This is a genomic window from Sphaerospermopsis sp. LEGE 08334, assembly GCF_015207205.1.
Lineage (GTDB): Bacteria > Cyanobacteriota > Cyanobacteriia > Cyanobacteriales > Nostocaceae > Sphaerospermopsis.
The window spans coordinates 80,061-98,116 of the sequence record NZ_JADEXH010000019.1; the positions used below are offsets into that span (position 1 = coordinate 80,061).

Annotated in this window: 13 protein-coding genes; 4 read left to right on the forward strand and 9 right to left on the reverse strand. The window is 36.6% G+C overall.

Annotated features, from left to right (window positions below; genetic code table 11):
- Nucleotides 1-2: 2 nt before the first annotated feature.
- The 3 genes from IQ237_RS12660 to IQ237_RS12670 form a co-directional block, all read right to left on the reverse strand.
- Nucleotides 3-2,633 (reverse strand): DNA polymerase III subunit alpha, encoded by a 2,631-nt coding sequence (locus tag IQ237_RS12660; RefSeq protein ID WP_194055608.1) that lies wholly within the window; start codon nt 2,631-2,633, stop codon nt 3-5.
- Nucleotides 2,634-3,291: 658 nt separating this feature from the next.
- A complete protein-coding gene (locus IQ237_RS12665; RefSeq protein WP_228020167.1) occupies nt 3,292-3,618 on the reverse strand; it encodes a hypothetical protein in 327 nt (108 codons plus the stop codon).
- 712 nt (nt 3,619-4,330) lie between these two features.
- Nucleotides 4,331-5,899, reverse strand: coding sequence for an energy transducer TonB (locus IQ237_RS12670; RefSeq protein WP_194055610.1), 1,569 nt, complete (start codon nt 5,897-5,899; stop codon nt 4,331-4,333).
- 281 nt (nt 5,900-6,180) lie between these two features.
- On the opposite strand from IQ237_RS12670, the gene IQ237_RS12675 reads away from it, so the two are divergent.
- The 4 genes from IQ237_RS12675 to IQ237_RS12690 are packed head-to-tail and all read left to right on the forward strand — an operon-like array spanning nt 6,181 to nt 9,393.
- Entirely contained in the window at nt 6,181-6,834 is a 654-nt protein-coding gene (locus IQ237_RS12675) for a MotA/TolQ/ExbB proton channel family protein (RefSeq protein WP_194055612.1), read from the forward strand.
- Nucleotides 6,818-7,216 (forward strand): biopolymer transporter ExbD, encoded by a 399-nt coding sequence (locus IQ237_RS12680; RefSeq protein ID WP_194055613.1) that lies wholly within the window; start codon nt 6,818-6,820, stop codon nt 7,214-7,216. The genes IQ237_RS12675 and IQ237_RS12680 overlap by 17 nt, the downstream gene beginning before the upstream one ends.
- 26 nt (nt 7,217-7,242) lie before the next feature.
- Nucleotides 7,243-8,238: an iron ABC transporter permease gene (locus tag IQ237_RS12685; protein ID WP_194055630.1), complete on the forward strand. Its 996-nt coding sequence runs from the start codon at nt 7,243-7,245 to the stop codon at nt 8,236-8,238.
- A 60-nt stretch (nt 8,239-8,298) separates the two neighbouring features.
- Entirely contained in the window at nt 8,299-9,393 is a 1,095-nt protein-coding gene (locus IQ237_RS12690) for an iron ABC transporter permease (RefSeq protein ID WP_228020169.1), read from the forward strand.
- A 25-nt stretch (nt 9,394-9,418) separates the two neighbouring features.
- Here the strand turns inward: IQ237_RS12690 and IQ237_RS12695 are convergent, their stop codons facing one another.
- The 6 genes from IQ237_RS12695 to IQ237_RS12720 form a co-directional block, all read right to left on the reverse strand.
- A complete protein-coding gene (locus IQ237_RS12695) occupies nt 9,419-10,705 on the reverse strand; it encodes an MFS transporter (RefSeq protein WP_228020170.1) in 1,287 nt (428 codons plus the stop codon).
- A 39-nt stretch (nt 10,706-10,744) separates the two neighbouring features.
- Complete coding sequence (locus tag IQ237_RS12700) at nt 10,745-11,629, reverse strand: ferric iron reductase (protein WP_194055634.1); 885 nt, start codon at nt 11,627-11,629, stop codon at nt 10,745-10,747.
- Nucleotides 11,630-11,637: 8 nt separating this feature from the next.
- Complete coding sequence (locus IQ237_RS12705; protein WP_194055615.1) at nt 11,638-12,606, reverse strand: iron-siderophore ABC transporter substrate-binding protein; 969 nt, start codon at nt 12,604-12,606, stop codon at nt 11,638-11,640.
- Between the two features lie 6 nt (nt 12,607-12,612).
- On the reverse strand, nt 12,613-13,551 hold the full coding sequence (locus IQ237_RS12710) for an iron-siderophore ABC transporter substrate-binding protein (RefSeq protein ID WP_309225756.1): 939 nt from the start codon (nt 13,549-13,551) through the stop codon (nt 12,613-12,615).
- 167 nt (nt 13,552-13,718) lie between these two features.
- Entirely contained in the window at nt 13,719-16,280 is a 2,562-nt protein-coding gene (locus IQ237_RS12715) for a TonB-dependent siderophore receptor (RefSeq protein ID WP_194055619.1), read from the reverse strand.
- A gap of 201 nt (nt 16,281-16,481) precedes the next feature.
- Nucleotides 16,482-17,501 (reverse strand): AraC family transcriptional regulator, encoded by a 1,020-nt coding sequence (locus tag IQ237_RS12720; RefSeq protein ID WP_194055621.1) that lies wholly within the window; start codon nt 17,499-17,501, stop codon nt 16,482-16,484.
- Between the last annotated feature and the right edge of the window lie 555 nt (nt 17,502-18,056).

Sequence of the window (18,056 nt, forward strand, 5' to 3'; positions counted from 1 at the left end):
ATTTAAGCTGGTAAATTTGGGACTTTTAACAACTCTAAACCCTTTTCAAATATCTCATCAATGGGCAACATTTCCCCAGCAGTAGTCATAAATTTATGGTCTTTTGTTGCCCTGATTTTTGAACCATCATCTAAACAATATTCATATAATTCTTGTACTCCCCGATGATGCCATTGGGCAATAGGTTGAGTGTAAACATTACCATTATTATCAACACTAAAAACACTACACTCAATCTGTTTTTCCACAATTTCACCAATGGGTAAAAAGCCATATTCTACAGTTAAAACTTCAGTTTCATAGCTCAAACAATATTCAGCAAACTTCAACATATCCGCAAATAGTTTTTCAGCAACTTGGGGTTTTACACCGTTTTTTGCTGAACCATCTATGAAATTTTGCTTTTGTTTTTCCATCTCCGCTACTTTCTTTTTACCCATAGCGCGACGCAGTAAGTCAGCTTGTCCTAAAGAATAACCAGCCATATCTTGAGCAATTTTCATGATTTGCTCTTGATAAACCATAATTCCATAGGTTTCATTTAAAATAGGTTGTAAAAGTTGCGATTCATAATCAATTGCTTCTCTACCATGTTTACGGTTGATAAACTTAGGAATTAATCCCGCATCTAATGGACCAGGTCTATATAATGCCAAAATAGAAGAAATATCTTCAATATTAGAAGGTTTCAAATCTCTCACTATTTGCTTCATTCCTGAAGATTCTAATTGAAAAATACCTTCTAAATCTCCAGATTCTAACAAAGAATAAGCTTGAGAAACATCTTTAGGTAAAGTGCTATGTTCACCTTTAGCTAATATTTTCTGGGCTTTCCTTTCATCACGGGTAATGTCATCAGGATCAATACGATATCCTTTACTTTGTTGTATTAAATCAATAGTTTTTTGAATCAAAGTCAGGTTTCTTAAACCCAAAAAGTCCATTTTTAACAACCCCAGTGATTCTAAATCTTCCATAAAATACTGGGTAATTACTGAACCGTCGTTATTACGTTGTAATGGTACAATTTCATCTAAAGGTTCGGCGGAAATTACCACACCCGCAGCATGAACACCAAAGGTTTTGTTAGTTCCTTCAATTCGCATGGCCATATCTATCCAACGGCGAACATTCGGATCATTATCGTATTTTTCTTTAAATTCTGGTGCTGGTGTTTCATCAGAAACCATCACTTTGAGTTTAGTTGGTTTTCCCCGCACTACAGGAATCATTTTCGCCATTTTGTCAGCTTCCCCGTAGGGAATATCTAACACTCTGGCGACATCTTTTAATACTGCTTTTGATGTTAAACGGTTAAAGGTGATAATTTGGGCAACTCTATCAGCACCATATTTATCAGTGACATATTCAATTACTTCATCCCGTTTTTCAATACAGAAATCTGTATCAATATCAGGCATTGATTTCCGTTCTGGGTTCAAAAATCGCTCGAAGAGTAAGCCATGATGCACGGGATCTATATTGGTAATTCTCATGGCGTAAGCAACTAATGAACCCGCAGCCGAACCCCGACCTGGACCAACGGGAATATTATTATCTCGTGCAAATTTGATGTAGTCCCACACTACTAAAAAGTAGGTAGAAAAACCCATTTGCTGAATCATTTTTAATTCATACTCTAATCTTTCTTTGTAGACTGGATCTACTTCACTGCGAGATTTACGATTTAATCTTTCTAGTAGTCCTTGCCAAGCTACTTCTTCAGCGTAAGTATCAGCGGTATGACCAAAAGGAATGGGAGGAGTAGGAATTTTTGGCTCATCCATGATATGGTAAGGCTCGACTTTATCCGCTACTTCTACTGTTGTTGCTATGGCTTCTTCTATAACATCATTGGGTAAATGATCCCGAAATAATAATTTCATTTCTCCGGCAGATTTGAGATATTCTGTACCGCTATATCGCATCCGGTTATCATCAACAATTAGTTTACCGGTTTGAATACAAAGTAAAGCGTCGTGTGCTTCTACGTCAAAGCAAGAAATGTAATGGGAATCGTTGGTAGCAACAAATTTAATGCCTAATTCACGGGCAATTTTCACAATTTCAACATTAACAATTCTGTCTTCTTGAGAACCGTGATCTTGAATTTCTAAATAAAAATCTTCACCAAATTCTTCTTTATACCATTTGGCAACTTTTCTGGCTGCATCTGGTCTACCACTAAGAATTGCTTGGGGAATTTCTCCCCCTAAACAAGCACTGGTGATAATTAAACCTTCTTTATATTGTTTGAGTAAATCTTTATTAATACAAGGACGGGAAAAAATACCTTTACCTTGTACACCTTTCAGATTAGAAATTGTGGTGAGTTTAACTAGGTTTTTATAACCTTTGGTATTTTTTGCTAAAACAACTTGATGATATTTGGGACGGCGTTCTTGTTTTTCTATATCACCATTAATGATATACATTTCGTTGCCAATAATTGGCTTTATAGTCTTACTGCGGCAGATTTTTATTAGTTCAACTGCTCCATACATGACACCATGATCTGTGAGGGCGATCGCTTTCATATCTAGGGCGATCGCTTGATCCACTAACTCTGGTAGCTGACTAGCACCATCTAGCAAACTGTAGTCACTGTGAATATGTAAAGGTACAAAAGACATAAGCAATTAATACAATTAATAATTAATAATTTTCAATGCAGCTATTTAATAGCCTTTGGCATGATACCTTCAGATAAACTTTTGCAACCTCCCCAGCAAAGCCAAAGGGCAACACCTGAGTGATATCTGAGTTTACCACAGGAATTGGTTTCTCATGCCTGAGCAGATTGATGGAAAAAGCCCCGTTCCTGGGTAAACGAGGCATAATCAATGATCAGTGATAAGTAGGTAGGCGTTAAAAATTGTCTTTATGACAAGGCAAGAGGTTTTTAGGTTAATTTACTTTTCTTTACATACTTTGGTTTGTTCCCGTCGTTATACTTAGTTTTTCATTGATCGCTTTTCAGTTTAACCTGTGACTTGTTATCTAAGACTGTTGAGGTCCTTTAGCATCGGAATGTTTAGTCCAGCACCTTTCTAAAAGTTGAATTCGCCATAGTATCGCAAACTGACGGGGATTCCAGATAAATTTAGTGTTACGACTAAATAAGGGCTGGTTCAAATAATCCCAAAGAGGGAATTTAATTTTTGTGTGTTCGGGAGCCATAGGAGGAAAAAAATATTAAAAAATTGCTTCAGAAGTAGTTGGGATTCTATTTAAAAAAATTATTTTATAAATAAGTTTCCACTACCAATACTTTTATAATTCAAGAGTAAACTAGTATTTTCCGATTGTCTTGGTAATGTTTGCATAATTTAAGAAAATTTTACTTTTGCTGCTTTTAAAAAACAGAAATACTAGGTGAGAATTGAGAAGAGTAAAAATAGCATCAATATTAAAAGTAATATCAGCTACTTTTTCCGATGTCAAACTATGAGGAGTTTTAATTTCCAAAACTAATCTTCTTATTGCATGATAAATATCCATAAATAACAACTGTAGAGGTTCATCAGCAATAATTGGATAACGAAGTAATTTTAGACAACTTTCCAAACGATATTGATCAAGGGAGGGCTTTGTCTGTACTGTATTGATACTACCCACTTCTGGCTTAGTTTATATCTTAAGCAAACGTTAAAAAACCTCCTTAGCTCACACTGACATCGAAAATGGCATCAGTAGGTTTTGCTGATAAAACTCAGTTACGGGTATGAGTTGACGCTATATTTTTATGTTTACGCTAGTTCTGTTAAATAACTTTGATTTCAATTTTGATTAAATGTAATTTAAGTTTAGGCAATTTGTTTAAATATTAAATTTTGTTTTTTAATGAGACATAACAATTATTGTTTATACGTATGCAAATATGACCTGCTGCATAAATCTGAAAACATTACAGGCAAAGGGTTTTAGGAATTTTTCTTGTCAATAAGGGCAAGCTTTTAGAGTTTAGGAACTTAAAAACCTTGCATTTAAGTCTGACGAGAGAGGAAAATTTTTTGCCACTAAATAGGGCTTGCTGATAGCGAAGCGTGGCGTAAGCCATATAAATGTAAAACCCAGATATATCAAGGGTTACAGGTTGCTAAAGAGGAAAAAAGTGCAAGGGTTTTGAAGGGTATACCTGAAAAAGTGTGCATTTTTTGGGATTTTGAGAGATGGCAAAGAAATTTTAAAATCTCCTCCTGACTCCTATACCCTCACGGAAAGACTTTCTCAGCAACCCCTAAATACTTGAAACTGTTCCCTGTTCCCTTTCTCCACTACAATAATTTTTCAGCATACCTAAAATAGATAAAGAATTTTTCAGCAAACCCTAATTAGCATCACCTGATGGAGATGGTTGTTGATTTTGCTCTGAAGAAGCAGGTTGTTCTAAACGTCGCCGCCGTCTGGTAGGTTGAGAACTGCTTTCACTTTTAGTAGTGACTGAGGAAGCAGGTTTTATTTCCCTTCTTCTTCTTTTCCTTGTTTCTCCTGAAGATGAAGAATTATTAGTTGCTCTTTTTCTTCTACTTCTTAGAGCTTCTCCTAAACGCTGTGATTTAGTTGTTGAAGTAGAAGTAGATGTTGATGATGTTGCTGCACTTCGTTGACTGCGAATTGTTCTAGTTGTTGTAGTTGATTCTTGGGGAGTATCATTACTAACAGATGTGACTACTCTTCTTCTGCGTCTTGGTGTTTCAGTCGTAGAATTACTCGCATTGTTAGTAGATGCAGTGTTTATTTTTTCTGTTTCTCTTTTTTTCTTGCGTTCTTGCAGTTGGCGATGTCTTTGAGAACCGGCGATCGCATATTCTGTTCCAATCGTCACCCCTTGTCTACCCTCTGAACTGGGTTTGAGTTTCCATTTTTGCGCTCTCTCCAAATGTTCTGCATCCAATTTATCGTTACCACTGGATCGCAACAACCGCACGTTAGTCACATTACCTTTATTATCTGTATCAACAGCTACTTCAACCCTGCCTTCTACCCCCCTTCTCTTTGCCCAATCTGGATAACTTGTATTACACTCCCGACAAGCAGCACGACCATTACCGCTACCAGTCTTGGTATTAGTGTTAGTATTTATTTTCGGCTGTGTTGGTGCTGTAGCAACTGTAGCAGTATTTGACGGTTCATTATTTACACTAGGAACATTGCCCAGATCACGACGAACACGCAAACCTGTACTTCTCCCTACTGTATTTCCACCATTATCAGCATTAGCTTGAGAAAGTTCTGAAACTTCTTGATTTGCCCTACTATCTCTTATTCCTGCTAACAACTTACTTAAATCAGTGCTGGATGTTGAAGATGGTTTTACAGCAGTAGTTTCAGTAGATGAGGGTTGAACAGGGGTATTTTTCGTCTCAGATATTGATTGTGGTTGGGTATCTGCTGTTTTTGGTGATGCCTTTGCTGTTAATTGAGATACTACTGGTTGCGGGGTATATACTTTCTGCGGCGATACAGTTGCCTGAGTGACAGAAGGTAAAGGTTTGAGAGGTTCTATTTTCGGAGCAGGAACGATAGGTAATTTAATTACAGGAGATTGCACCGTCTGTTTTTGGACTACAACAGGTTGCGGCACAAAGACGGTTGCAGATGTATCAGAACTATTGTTTGTACTTGTGAAAACCCGTGAATTTTCAACAACTTGAGGTTTTATCTCTTCTTGCGGTTCTTCTATTGGTTTTTTTTCTTCCGGTGGAGTCTCAACAAAAGTGATTTCCAAAGGTTCTTCAGTCTCTTCTATTGCTGCTTTTGTGAGTAAACTGCCAATACCAGAAGCCAGCAACCCGATGTGTATAGCCAAAGAGCCGATCAAGCTATAAGTCAAAAAGGTTTTCAGCGTCTTTAATTCTTTTTCGCGTTGCTCTAGGGCTGTGCTGGAAAAACTCATATTTACTGCCACTTATTTTCAGTAACTTTGGCAGATTATCAGAAAGTTACTGCAAATGTCAATCAATAAATTAAAATGTTTGGATTTGCAGATATTAGCCGCAATCTCTTGCTATCCAATCATTTTCGCGATTTTACCCCTACAAAGACTGGTAATTTTTCCTGAACAGTAGCAAATGATTGACATCTCTTCTCATTTGCTCTACTGTAAATTGAGAAGTTCTATCAGCTACACTTGCTGAAATAGTCAGGAAATTTTATTACAAGGTTTGAAGATCGGACATGGACATCAAAAATCTGTTTACAGCAGGTGGTGTGGTGATGTGGCCGCTACTACTATCTTCTGTTGTGGCGGTAGGGTTAATTATTGAACGGATAAAATTTTGGCTAAAAATTAGCAACCGTCAGCAACGGGTAGTTAGAGAAGTATTAAATTTGTATCGTCAAAATAACGTGGTCAGTACAATTGATACACTGCGAAAGAATGCAGATTTACCCATTGCCCGGATTTTTTTGACAGCTTTGGAACTAGAAGAACCTAATCCAGAAGAGTTTCGTTTAGCTTTAGAAAGCGAAGCTCAAGCAGAAATTCCTTTACTGAAAAGATTTAACACAGTTTTTGATACTATTATTGCCCTTGCACCCCTGTTGGGATTACTGGGAACTGTATTAGGCTTAATTGGTTCTTTTGCTTCCTTGGATATTGGTAATGTAGGGGGATCACAAACTTCCAATGTGACTGGTGGTATTAGTGAAGCCTTAGTTTCTACTGCTACGGGCTTAGTTGTAGCAATTTTTACGCTTTTGTTTTCTAACACATTCCGGGGACTGTATCAACGGCAAATTGCTTTGATTCAAGAATATGGAGGAGAATTAGAACTGCTGTACCGTCGTCGCTACGAACGAGGAGAAAAAACCTATGCGCCTACAAGATGATCCAGATATCCCCGCACAGATTAATATTGTGCCGATGATTGATGTGATATTTGCGATTTTGACATTTTTTATCATGTCAACTTTGTATCTTACCCGCTCCGAAGGTTTACCAGTAAATTTACCGCAAGCTGCGACGGCGAAAAGAGATAATCCTGCACAGGTGACGCTAACAATAAATAAAACTGGCAAAATATTTCTGAATAAAGAAGCTGTTAGTTTAGAGCAGTTAGCAAACCAAGTGAGAGCAAAAGTAGAACCTCAAAAACCGTTGATGGTAATACTTAATGCAGATGAAGCGGTAAATCACGGACAAGTAGTAGCAGTAATGGATAAAGTACGACAGGTAGAAGGGGTGAAATTAGGTATTGCAACTCGTAAATAATTAAGGTTCAGGAGTTCAGAATTTTGATGAATTTAGCAGCTAAACCTGTATTTAACTTGGTTGGGTGTGTGATGCTGCTGGTAATTTGTTTGATATTTAGTGTCACTTTGGGAGCAGCAGAAATACCACTAGATCAGATTTTGACATCCTTTGTCAGCTTTGACGGTTCATATCAACACTTAGTTATTCAAACAGTCAGATTACCGCGATCGCTCATTGCTATTTTAGTCGGTGCTTCCCTAGCAGTTTCCGGGGCATTGATGCAAGGTTTAACCCGTAACCCCTTAGCAGATCCCGGTATTTTGGGGATTGAATCCGGTGCTGCACTCACCGTAGTTGTGACAATTTTTGTATTTGGTAGTACATCAATTACTACTTTAACAATTGCGGCTTTTTTGGGTGCGGGAGTCACAGCGATTTTAGTCTACTTCCTGGGTTCACTGGGAAAGGGAGGCGCAACCCCGCTAAATCTCACAGTCGCAGGTGCAGCACTGACAGCTTTAATTTCTTCCCTGACTACTGCCATTTTAATCATTAGTCAACGCACATTAGAAGAAATTAGATTTTGGTTAGCTGGTTCATTATCTGGTAGAGATGCCAATATTCTGTTTTCGGCTCTACCTTTTGTCATCATCGGATTAATAATTGCCTTGGCTTTGGGTAAACAAATCACCACCATGAGTTTAGGTGATGATGTCGCCAAAGGTTTAGGTCAAAAAACAGCCTGGATAAAAATTCTTACCGCCATCAGCGTAGTTTTACTAGCAGGAAGTTCCGTAGCCCTGGCTGGACCCATTGGTTTTATTGGTTTAGTCGTTCCTCACGTTGTCCGATTTTTCATTAAAACCGATTATCGCTGGATTTTGCCTTATTCCGCAGTTGTCGGAGCAACTTTACTGTTAGTAGCAGATATTACCAGTCGTATCATCCTTAAACCCCAGGAATTACCTGTAGGTGTGATGACTGCACTCGTGGGCGCTCCCTTTTTTGTCTATCTGGCTAAGTCAAAGGTGAGGAAATGAAATCAATTGATAATTGACAATTGATAATTGATAATTATTTCATTAATCTAATCGAAATAGATGGAAAAAAGAGAAGATTATACAGCAGCATTTTCAGAACCTAAAATCCCCAATTCAAAATCTCAAATATTGGTTTTTCGTTCTTCAGTGATATCTTTTCGCATAGATCGCCGTGTACCAATAATGCTCTTATTTTTATTAGCAATAATTGGTGTAGCGATAGTGATGAATGTGGGTAGGGGTGAATATCCCATTTCTCCCTTAGATATTATTAAAACTTTATTGGGAGTAAATACAGGAAACCCTGATCATTTATTCGTTATTAATACCCTGCGTTTACCTCGTACCGTAGTGGCTTTTATGGTAGGAATGGCGCTGGCAATTTCTGGAACTATCTTCCAAGGTTTAACACGCAATCCCTTGGCTGATCCTGGTATTATTGGTATTAATGCTGGGGCAAGTTTAGCCGCAGTGACAGTGATTGTTTTATTTCCATCAGCACCAGTTTACACTTTGCCTTTATCAGCCTTTGGTGGTGCTTTGTTAATGGCGGCTTTAATTTATTTGTTGGCTTGGAATAATGGTAGTTCACCCATTTTATTAATTTTAATGGGTGTGGGTTTATCTGCGATCGCCAGCGCCTTTACCAGTTTAATGATTACTTTTGGTGACATTTACAGCGTTAATGATGCTTTAGTTTGGTTAGCTGGTAGCGTTTATGGACGAACTTGGGAACAGGTATTTTCATTTTTACCTTGGTTAATTATTTTTATCCCTATGTCTTTACTTTTAGCCAGACATTTAGATACTTTAAATTTAGGAGATGATGTTGCTAGAAGTTTAGGAACATCCGTAGAAATTCAACGGAGTTTATTACTATTAGTAGGAGTTGCCTTAGCTGGTGCATCAGTAGCAACTGCGGGAATGATTGGTTTTGTTGGTTTAATTGCTCCCCATTTAGGCAGACAATTAGTAGGTACAAATCATCAAGGTTTAATTCCCACTTCCGCACTGTTAGGAGGAATGATTGTTACTGTTGCCGACTTATTAGGAAGAAGTTTATTTGCACCTATTGAAATTCCCTGTGGTGTTGTTACTGCTGCTGTAGGCGCTCCTTATTTTTTGTATTTATTAATTCGCAATCGGAAAAGGTAGGTGATTGGTGATTGGGTAAACGGTTCTAATCCTGATGCCATAGTACAGGTATCAAGAAACCAACTAAACCAACCAACAACATACACACTGCACAAATCACATATAAAAACGCGATTCCTGCACCAGTACCAGTTCCTAATAATCCTCCGAAAATGCCAACCAAAACACCCCCTGATTGTAAAGCAGGAGTAAAAACACGATCTGCCAAAGGACCAGCTATTAAATAGCCTACAGCAGAACCTATCTGTAAAAGAAGCGATCGCGCCGCAAAAACTCTTCCTTGCACATTTGCTGGTACTTTCGCTAACCAAATAGCATTATCAGAACTGCCATTTAAAGGGAAATTAACAGAAGAACAAAATTGTGCAGGAATCCAAATTAAAGCTGTTCTACCAAAACCAAAAACGATTTTACTGACACCAGCCCCAATCATCCCCAGTAAAACGCCTGTGATTTTCCGTTGAAAACCGCCCCAAGTGCTAACAATTATTGCCCCTGTTACACCACCAAAACCAGCCGCAGCAGCTAAACTACCTAGCACTAAAGTATTATTATTAGTACGTGACAAAATCATAGGTGTATATAGGGAATCACCAATGTCATGGGGTAGCCAAAATAGCAAGTTAATTATTAACAATGCTAATAAACTTTTGTTGGTAGTGATGTAGTTCCAACCAAATCCTAAATCTTGCCAAATATTCACTATATTTTCGTTGTTTGTAGTTGGTGGTTGCGGAATATTAACTAACAGTAAACTGCTAATAGCAACAATAAACGTCGAAATATCAATTAACCAAATTCCTGTAAAACCAATGATTGTGTAAAGATATCCTGCCAAAGCAGGGGCGATAATTTGACTACCGTAACCAGATAAGAATTCGAGGCTACTAGCACGGGTATAGTGTTGTTTAGGAATCATCAGTGATACTGATGCTGAATATGCCAAAGACTGAAATTGATTGAAAGTCCCAACAACTGCGCCTGTTAAATAAAAATGCCAAATTTGTAAATTATTGGTGAGATGTAAAAATAAAATGATAATTGTGCTGAAAACGGCAACTGTATCACCCACCATCATTAAAAATTTGCGATTAAATCTGTCTACAATTACACCACTAATAGGAGTAATAATAATGCTGGGAAGCAAACTAAAAAACCCTACCAGAGTTAGAGTTGTAGCTTGACCTGTAATTTCCCATGCCCAAATTTCAATTGCAAAGCCGGTCATGTTACTACCAATGCTAGAAACGAATTGACCAAGCCAAACAATAAGAAAATTACGCATACTAGCTGGGTTAGATTTTTGTGGCATTTTTTAAGACTTTACTTTAAAACTTTACTAATAATGATTTCAGTCAGTTTCTGTCATGTATTCCTTGATTTGGGCAATTCTTTCCTCTGGTTTTAATAAAGGACAGTTTGTACATTTTTCATCACCAGGAGGAATAAAAGCATATAAACAACAGGTAAGACGGACTGTAGTTTTAGCTGGCAAACCAGGTTCGTTAATTTCTTCAGTGCGGACTAAATTATAAAGTGGGTTACGTCCTGGCATCACTGAACTATGTGGTTGTTCATATAAAACGGAATAATCTGTTTTTATAGATTCTGAATTTGTACATTTACTAATTTCTGCAAACTGTCTTTCTGAAGCATTTACCGCATTACTCCACATCGTTTTTTGAGAAAGTTTAGTTAAACTATGAACCCGTTTTATCATCGGGGCAAAATTGCGCTGAAATAAGCTAGTAAATACTGCTTGATGTAAATCTTCTACACTATCAACTATTTTCCCTGGATAATCTTGGGTAATGGGTATAGGTAATCTTTGGGGATAAATTACAGTACCACTTAAATCATGAAAATATAATGCCTTGGGTTCACCTTCTTCTAATACAAAACTCACATTATCTAGTTCAGCATTTAAGCCAATTCCTGCCCAAGACATCAAAGCTAACACACCGGGTAATGTTTTCCAGCTATAAACTTTGTTCCAAATGGATGCAGTAATGCGAATGTCTTGAGTTTTTTGGTATATCTCGCTGGTTTTCCATTCAGATAAAAGTCTATTTGGTTGTAAATAATCATTTAATGAAATCGCCTCAGCACCATCAGGAGGTTGATTCAAAATTATCAGGTCTGTATAGTAATTATCTAATTTATTTTGAGCAAGAGTAAATATTTCTTGTAAGAAATCCAGAATATTATTATTAGCTAATGATTGATAATTTTGCATTATTTTTATCATGATGCTTGTACTAAATATGTAAACAAATCATCTAAAATAGCATTTGCTGCCAAAATATTGCCAAAAATCCAGTAACTTGAATCAACAGTATAGACTCGTTGGTTTTTAACTGCTTTCAGGTTTTGCCAGAGTGGACTATTTTGATAATTTTTAAAATTTTCTTCTGCACCGGGATCTAAAGCAATAAATAGAATATCAGCATTGATTAAATCTAGACGTTCTAAACTAACTGAAACTAGAGGTTGATTTTCATAAGTAATCAGTTGATTTTGAATTTCTGGTAGAACTATTCCCACTTCTGTGAGTAGACTGCCAGGAAATGAATATTTAGTGCGAAATTCTGTAAATTGATTACCAGCATAAAAACGACTAATAGAAACTGTTTTGCTTGTGAGGTTATGATTAACAAATGTGCGTAATTTTTCAACTCGTTGTTGATATTCGTCAAGTAATTTTTGCGCCTGTTTACTTTTACCTGTTGTTTCAGCAATACGTGATAAAGCATCTTTCCAACCATTTGGAATATAATCACCCACCGTGACTGTTGGTGCTATTTGTGAAAATAGTTTGTATTCTTCTGCACTAATAGAAAAACCCAAAATTAAATCTGGATTTAACTGCACCATTTTTTCTATATTTGGTTGACTATTTTTTCCTAAAGAAACTATTCCCTCAGCTTTTTTACCCAACTTTGGTATGATGCTACCTGCAATATTCGGCTGTATTGCTGCTATTGGTTTTAAGTCCAGTGCTAACAACGCTTCCATAGAAGTTTCATCTAAAGCAATGATGCGTTGAGGTTGTAAAGGAATACAACTTTCTCCTAAAGTATGCTTGATGATTTTGCATTCAGCCGGAGCTAAATTTGGTTTGGTTAATTCTGTAATTTTAGGGAAATTGCTATAACAACCCTTAACTAAAATCAAGCTTAATAATATCAGAGAACAGAATTTTATATAATTCATTATCTTTTAGGACTCTTCTAATAAGTATTTAACAAGGTCATCTAAAATAGCATTTGCTGACAGGATATTCCCAAAAATCCAGTAACCTGAATCAACTGTATATACTCGATTATTTTTAACTACATTGAGCATTTGCCATAAAGGACTATTTTGATATTTTTGAAAGTTTTCTTCCGCACCTGGATCTAATGCGATAAACATCGCATCTGACTCTAACAAATTTACCCGCTCTAAACTAACATTGTTATAACTGACATTTGCATTACTACTAATTTGACGTTGTGCTAAGGGTATAGATAATTTGAATTCCTCTAAAATGCTGACAGGAAATGATAATTCATTCAAAAATTGTGTGAATTGAATACTTGTGTAAAACCGCATTACAGAAATTTCTTTATTTTTGATTTTTTGTCTAAAAGCTACTCTTAAAGTTTCAATTCTTTGATGATATTTTTCTAATAATTTTTCTGCTTCTTGAGCTTTATTAATTAATTTACCAACTTGTAGTAAAGTTTCTTTCCAGCCATTTTCTTTATACTCAATGGAAACTGTGGGAGCGATTTGAGAAAATAATTGATAATTTTGATAACTCAAAGAATAGCCTACAATCAAATCAGGGCGTAATTTAACAATTTTTTCCAGATTCGGCTGACTTTCTTTACCTAAATCAATAATTTTATTAATTTTTCCTTTTAATATAGGTGCTTTGTTTCCTACCCGATTTGCTGTAGTTGCTGCTATTGGTTTTAAACCCAATGCTACTAAAATTTCTAAACTTTCTTGGTCAGTTACAATTATTCTTTGGGGATTAATGGGAATGCAGCTTTCTCCTAATTCATGTTTAATAATTCGACATTCGGATTTGATTACTTGGGATTTTGAGGATAAGATTTTTTGATTATAAAAGCTATAACAACCTTTGAAAAATATTACAGACAGCGTTATTATCAAACATATTTTGAGGTAATACAAACATTTTCTAATCATTGAATATCTGGGTGATAAATTGGGTAGATGAATTAGGTAATAAAACAGCCCTCATATCATTCAAGGGCTGTATGTAATTTATCATCGATCTCAATCAAAAATTATCAATGAGAGCAATTTGTAAATTAAAATTGCCAACCCAATGTTAATTTAACAGATAGAGGTGCGCCGTAAAAAACACGTAAGCGGTTTTCAGCCATTTCAAAATACTCAGTATCAAACAAATTTTGTAGGTTAAGAGCCGCTCGGAAGTTATTTCGGCGATAAAATAATGCTGCATCAGTGCGTAAATAACTAGGCAAACTAAAGGTATTGTCTAAATCTCCCTGCCTTTCTCCTACATAAAAAAGACCTAAACCAAATCCCAAACCTTGCAGACTTCCTTGTTGAATTTCATAGGTATTCCACAAACTAATAGCGTGTTCTGGTACGTTATTAACACGGTTTCCAATTGGAATATCATTGTCTTTAGTTACTTGTGCATCAGTGTACGCATAGCCACCAATTATTTTCCATCCAGGTAGTATTTCACCAACAATATCTACTTCAAAACCACGACTTCTTTGTTCTCCTGTTTGGATAGAGAAATCTGGATCTCTGGGATCAGAAGTAAGCACATTGGATCGTGTAATTTGATATAGAGAAACTGTTGATGAAAGTTTATCTGTCCAATCAAATTTAGCTCCTACTTCATATTGAGTACCTCGCTCTGGTTGAAATAAAGTAGTATCAAAAGTTGTTCCTGTTACCTGCTCAAATGAGCGACTGTAATTAGCATACAGTGAAACTAATTGACTAGGCTGATAAACTATACCAATGCGGGGGCTAAATGCTGTGTCTTCTTGAAAAGAAGTAACATTTCTGTCTGCATCTTCTTGTTTTTGATTCACAATATCCAAACGTCCCCCAACTACTAATTTAAAATTATCAGATAGGGAAATTTGGTCTTGTAAATACAATCCTAAACCTTCTTGAGTAAATGGCTCATTAGGAAATTCAGCAAGTACATCACCGATGTTTTGTGAACCGTATACAGGATTAAATAAATCTAGAGGATTAACTTGAACACGCTGACTAGAACCTTGAAATATCTCTCTAGATAAATCAAAGCCAAATAACAGTTTATGTTTGATATTGCCAGTATTAAAGTTACCAATCAGGTTGGTGTCTAAAATATAGCTAGTGACGGCTGCCTCAGCGATAAATAAGCCACGGTTTAAAGTGCGATTATCAGATGCTAACGATGTGGGAAAACCAGAATTTTGCTGATTTGTTTGAAAGGAAGAACGAAAGCTATTTCTTATTTGCCAATCTTCATTAAAACGATGCTCTAGATTATAGCCTACTCGCCATACTTGGCGATTGTTTTGATCAATAGAAGGCTCATTGGTAAAGCGATTTCTTGGTATCTTGCCGTTGGGGTTGGGTAAGATAGTACCAACTGCTGGAATACCCCGGTCGTTACGTTGTTGTGTATCGTAATACTCTGCTTCTAAATTTAATGTTGTGTTTTGACCAATTTTCCAAGTTAAAGCTGGAGCAATTAAATAACGTTGAATTTCAACAAAATCTACAAAGGTATCTGTACTAAAAGCGGAAGCATTCAAACGATACAACAGAGTTTTACTCTCATTCAGGGGACCTGTTAAATCAATTGAACCACTATATGAATTGTAGTTGCCAATTGATCCTTCTACTGAATAGAATGGTGTTTCCAGAGGTTTTTTGGTGACAATATTTACAGTACCCCCTGCTCCACCTTGACCAAAAAGAACCGATGCTGGACCTCTGAGAACTTCTATCTGCTCAATGTTGGCAATTCCAGAACCAGCTGTAGTATTAGTGTCATCTCTTAATCCATTACGGATAATAGTACGATTGGTGAATCCTCGAATGTTGAAACCATCAAATACATTTCGTTCTGAAGTGTTAGTAATTACACCAGCAGTATTTTTTAATGCGTCACTTAAACGCTGCACTCGCTGTTCCTGAAGGATTTGCTTGGGAATGACTTGAATTGCTTGGGGAATATCACGGATTGGTGTATCAGTTTTTGTACCAGTAGAGGCGTTAGGAATTCGGTAGGTGTCTTGCTGGCCTGTAACAACTAATTCAATGGGTTGTTCTGGTGGTGTTTCGCTTCTCGGTTCTTCTGGTTGTTCCGGTTGTTCCGGTTGTTCTGGTTGTTCTGGTTGTGGTGCTGGTGTGGTTGCAGCTTTAGGTACAAGTTCAAAAATTAAACCTTCTTCACCATCAAATAATTCTGCCGCTGGTAAACCAGATTCACCTGTTACTGTTAACTTTACAGTGTTATTATCAGCTTGAGTAACACTGACAGAAATAATCCCCTGTACTGGATTAGCAATGTTAAAATCTTTGGCTTCTGGTAGTGCTAATACTGCATTGGGGATATCAACAATAAAACTATTTTCTGTACTTTTATTGTTTGGTTGTAGTGCTTCTGGGTTTGCACTTTCTAAAATAATTTCAATTCCCTTATCTGTATTATTGACTTTTACACCTGTAACTTTTACAGATGAATTGTTATTTTGTTGTACCAGTAGTAACTTAGCTGTACTGGCAGAATTATTTAATTTAGTTTCTGCCGCAGCAGGTTGGATAAGCAATGATGCGAATGCAAAAACAATTCCTGCGGAAATAATCTCTTTTGATTGCCGATACACCATACCCCTCACTCCACAAATATAAGTCAAATATTGAAAATAATTTGCAACTGTCTATGGAAAGAGTTTAGGTAATTTACCAGCTAGAAGTCTACATAGTAGAGGGAGAGTTTTGAACCCTTAACGGAGATTGTGATTGATTTCTGACATTAACCTGTAAATAATATGTAGCAATATCAACGCTAAAACTAGAAAGATTTCTGATTAGACTGCTTTTCTACCTAAACGACAATCTTGGGGAGTAATGCCAAATTTGCGTTTAAATGCGGCTGCAAAGTGGCTTTGATTGGCATAACCAACAGTGTTGACGACAGTTCTCACATTTTGCTTTTGTTCTTGTAGCAATTTTCGCGCTATTTCTAGGCGATAGTCACGTAAATAGCCAAATACTGTTGTGCCAAATACTTCACGGAAACCATACTTTAGTTTGTTGTCGTTGATACCAATTTTTTTTGCTAAGTCTAGCAATGAGGGTGGATGATCATAATTGCTGGTTAAAATATCCCTGGCTTGATAGATTTTCTCAACATCACCCGCTTTCAGATTAATTAAGGGTTGTTTATCTGCGTCAACTTCTGTGAGTTGGGCAAATTGCAAAGCTAGTAATTCTAGTACCTTGCTTTCCAGATACATTTTTTGGATCATCCCTTGATAGGGTACTTGGAGCATTTGCTGTAATGCTGTCTGCATTGGTTGAGTAATTTTACCCACTGGATGGTGAAACCTTTTTGGAGAGTCACTTTCTAGGAACGGCTGTAACTGTTTTGGTAGATGTTCTAGTCCATCTATGAAGGATTTAAGGAAGTCTAAATCTATACAAATTTTAACTAAATAGATGCGATCGCCTGCAAAATATTGTTCGATTTCCTCAATATCTGGCAAGTAAAATAAGTAATTATTTCCTACTGTTTCTTGGTAATTGCTCTTCACCCCTGTAATACCCGGACAAATCACACTATGATTACCTGCTAAATAAAATTTGGCTGTTAGTGCATACAATCCATGGTGAGTAATTTTACTGTTTACGTGCTGGTAGTAATAATCATCAAAAATTTCTAGACTTAATCCCGGGCAAAATTCAACTAATTGATAATTATTGTTGTATAAACTATTACGGAATCTCCGAATTTCATCAAACCCATGAGTATTGTAGGATACCTCCAAATTCTCTAGAGTTTCCTGTTCAATTTGACTAACTTGCTCTTCCGTCAGGATATTTGTCATATTTTAACGGTAATTCTGCTAAACTAATTGCAATTAGTTCTTAACTGAGAAAAAGATTAATGTTTAATTTACAACAATTATGAGGTGATTTACAATAGAGAATATATTGCATTAGACTGTGTCCTTTTTGCTAAACTTAATACTCCCATAACTGGGTTTGAGACTCAAAAGCAGAAACCGACTCAGTAAGCTGATGGGATTTTTGAGTGCCACAGCTTGGACAACAGTTGCAAATCTTTACTAATAAGTATACAGTATAATCTTGAGGCTTTCGGCTGACATCAAGCTGCTAATCTCAATATTCTCAGCATATACCTTGCTGGTAGACTTGATCAATTTATCAAAATTCTCAATTAAGATGTTGAACCTGCAAATCTCAAAGAAAGCATAACTAGCTTACCTAAATGACGATATTTTTTAATTAGAAAATAATGATTAAGAGCAACCACGGCATCCCCCAGAAGCGGGAAAACATCCAAAATATCAGTATTCCCTGCGGTGTAGTGACTGCTGGTGTCGGTGCGCCTTATTTTCTCGATTTGTTAATTCGTAATC

What these genes read in the sequence shown, in the direction of transcription:
- IQ237_RS12685 (WP_194055630.1), top strand. Translation starts at nt 7,243, where the DNA reads ATGAATTTAGCAGCTAAACCTGTATTTAACTTGGTTGGGTGTGTGATG.
- IQ237_RS12670 (WP_194055610.1), bottom strand. Translation starts at nt 5,899, where the DNA reads ATGAGTTTTTCCAGCACAGCCCTAGAGCAACGCGAAAAAGAATTAAAG.
- IQ237_RS12720 (WP_194055621.1), bottom strand. Translation starts at nt 17,501, where the DNA reads ATGACAAATATCCTGACGGAAGAGCAAGTTAGTCAAATTGAACAGGAA.
- IQ237_RS12660 (WP_194055608.1), bottom strand. Translation starts at nt 2,633, where the DNA reads ATGTCTTTTGTACCTTTACATATTCACAGTGACTACAGTTTGCTAGAT.
- IQ237_RS12715 (WP_194055619.1), bottom strand. Translation starts at nt 16,280, where the DNA reads ATGGTGTATCGGCAATCAAAAGAGATTATTTCCGCAGGAATTGTTTTT.
- IQ237_RS12680 (WP_194055613.1), top strand. Translation starts at nt 6,818, where the DNA reads ATGCGCCTACAAGATGATCCAGATATCCCCGCACAGATTAATATTGTG.
- IQ237_RS12675 (WP_194055612.1), top strand. Translation starts at nt 6,181, where the DNA reads ATGGACATCAAAAATCTGTTTACAGCAGGTGGTGTGGTGATGTGGCCG.
- IQ237_RS12690 (WP_228020169.1), top strand. Translation starts at nt 8,299, where the DNA reads ATGGAAAAAAGAGAAGATTATACAGCAGCATTTTCAGAACCTAAAATC.
- IQ237_RS12700 (WP_194055634.1), bottom strand. Translation starts at nt 11,629, where the DNA reads ATGCAAAATTATCAATCATTAGCTAATAATAATATTCTGGATTTCTTA.
- IQ237_RS12705 (WP_194055615.1), bottom strand. Translation starts at nt 12,606, where the DNA reads ATGAATTATATAAAATTCTGTTCTCTGATATTATTAAGCTTGATTTTA.
- IQ237_RS12695 (WP_228020170.1), bottom strand. Translation starts at nt 10,705, where the DNA reads ATGCCACAAAAATCTAACCCAGCTAGTATGCGTAATTTTCTTATTGTT.